Below are 2,595 nucleotides of genomic sequence, written 5' to 3' on the forward strand. Positions count from 1 at the left end.
TTTTCTTTTTCAAAAAATATAAGAGAGAAGGAATACTAATGAAATATGAAGCATTGGCTAAATCAATTATAGAAAATGTTGGGGGAACAGAAAATATAAATAGCTTAACACATTGTGTAACAAGATTACGATTTAAATTAAAAGACGAGAATAAAGCAAATACAGATGTTTTAAAGAAAATGGACGGAATTGTAACCGTAATAAAAAGTGGTGGTCAGTATCAAGTGGTTATTGGAAATCATGTGCCGGATGTCTATCAAGAGGTCGTGAATGTTGGAAATTTAAATAATAATGAATCTTCTGAACAAGAAACAGATAAAAGTGTAGGGTTGTTTAATAAATTCGTTGATATGATTTCAGGAATCTTTGCACCAACGTTAGGAACATTAGCTGCTACTGGTATGATTAAAGGATTCAATGCATTATTTGTAGCGTTAGGCTGGCTGACAGTTGAATCTGGTGCGTATCAAGTATTAAATGCTATAGGCGATTCGTTGTTTTACTTCTTCCCTATTTTCTTAGCATTTACAGCAAGCAAAGAATTTAAAGTTAATCAGTTCACGGCTATGGCTATTGGTGCTTCATTAGTTCATCCAACATTAGCTGGAATCAGAGCAGGAGATCCTCTTTATACGCTGTTTTCAGGATCGATTATTGAGTCACCTGTGCATACTAACTTTTTAGGACTTCCACTTATTCTAATGGATTATTCGTCAACCGTTATTCCAATTATTGTAGCTATCTTTCTAGCATCAAAAGTTGAAAAAGGATTGAAAAAAATTATTCCAGACGTTGTCAAAACCTTTTTGATTCCATTCTTTACGCTTTTGATTATTGTTCCAGTAACGTTTATGATTGTTGGACCAATTGCAACATGGGCAGGTAGCTTAGTAGGAGCTGGTACGTTAGCTGTGTATAATTTAAGTCCAATCTTAGCGGGTGCAATTGTAGGAGGATTTTGGCAAATCTTTGTTATGTTCGGGTTGCACTGGGGTCTTGTACCAGTAGCGCTGAACAACTTAGCTGTTTACGGATATGATCCTATTTTAGCAATGTCATTTGCTGCTTCATTTGCCCAAACTGGTGCAATTATTGCAGTTATGGCAAAAACAAAAGAGAAAAAAGTTAAATCTTTGGGTATTCCTTCCGTTATTTCGGGCATGTTTGGTGTAACAGAACCAGCGATTTATGGTATTTCTTTACCACTTAAAAAACCATTTATTATGAGTTGTATTGCTGCTGGTGTGGGTGGAGCAGCTTTAGGATTAGTCGGAGCCAATGGATATGTTATAGGAGGGTTAGGAATATTTGGAATCACTAATTTCTTGAATCCTGCTGTGAGCGGACTAGGTAATGTACCTATAGTGATAGCCATTATCATTGGATCCATGATTCTTGGTTTTGTCTTAACTTATATTGCTGGTTTCGGAAAATTGTATGAAGATGATGCAGTTGTTGCAGAAACAACTAATGATGGAATCATTGATTCAGGAAATGAAGTTTATATTGGAAAAGATAGTATAAAAAGTCCGTTAACAGGCTCTATTATTCCGCTTTCTGATGTTCGAGATGAAGCTTTTTCATCTGGAGCTATGGGAAAAGGTTTGGCAATTGAACCAATTGAAGGGAAATTAGTTTCACCAGTCAATGGAGTAATCACTATGCTTTTTCCTACAGCACATGCGGTAGGCATAACGTCAGATGAAGGAACAGAAATCTTGATTCACATTGGGATGGATACTGTTCAAATGGATGGTGAAGGATTTGCTCCCCACGTTAAGCAAGGAGATAAAGTAACAAAAGGTCAGCTTTTAATTGAATTTGATATTGCTAAGATAAAAGCAGCTCGTTACAGCGTGATCACACCTGTAGTTATCACAAATTCAAAAAATTATTTAGATGTAATAACAACAGAAAAAAATGCAGTTGAATCAACAGAACAACTGATGACGATTGTCATCTGAAAAAGTATAAGGGAGAGATAACTGTATGAAAAAAAATGAAGGTTTTCCAAAAGAGTTTTTATGGGGCGGAGCAACAGCTGCAAACCAATTTGAAGGAGCGTATAATGAAGGCGGAAAAGGACTTTCAACTGCCGATATGGTGAGATTTATTCCTAAAGAAGAACGCGGATCAGGCTTTTCATTAGATGTTTCACGTAAAGAAATTGAAGCTATACTAGCTGATGAAGGAGATAAAGTCTTTCCAAAACGGTTCGGAGTAGACTTCTATCATCATTATAAAGAGGATATTGCTTTACTAGCAGAAATGGGTTTTAAAGTTTTTCGGATGTCGATTAACTGGGCACGAATTTTTCCTAATGGCGATGACACAACCCCAAATGAAGAAGGGTTAGAATTCTATGATGCTGTGTTTGATGAATGTTTAAAGTATGGCATAGAACCTTTAGTAACCTTATCTCATTATGAAACACCTTTGAATCTTACGCTGAAATATAACGGTTGGGCTGATCGTAAAGTCATTGATTTCTTTGTTAATTATGCTGAAACAGTCTTTAAACGGTATAAAGATAAAGTGAAGTACTGGCTCACGTTTAATGAAATCAATATCATTGCGTTGAGTCCCTATACTGGT

General features: G+C 35.9%; 2 protein-coding genes. Both read left to right on the forward strand.

The annotated features are described in order from the left end of the window. The first annotated feature begins 38 nt into the window (after positions 1-38). Positions 39-1,964 (forward strand): beta-glucoside-specific PTS transporter subunit IIABC, encoded by a 1,926-nt coding sequence (locus tag CAT7_RS11815; RefSeq protein ID WP_007725915.1) that lies wholly within the window; start codon positions 39-41, stop codon positions 1,962-1,964. A 25-nt stretch (positions 1,965-1,989) separates the two neighbouring features. After that, on the forward strand, positions 1,990-2,595 hold a 606-nt coding region (locus CAT7_RS11820), incomplete at its 3' end, for a glycoside hydrolase family 1 protein (RefSeq protein ID WP_007725916.1).

Source organism: Carnobacterium sp. AT7 (assembly GCF_000171855.1).
GTDB classification, from domain to species: domain Bacteria; phylum Bacillota; class Bacilli; order Lactobacillales; family Carnobacteriaceae; genus Carnobacterium_B; species Carnobacterium_B jeotgali.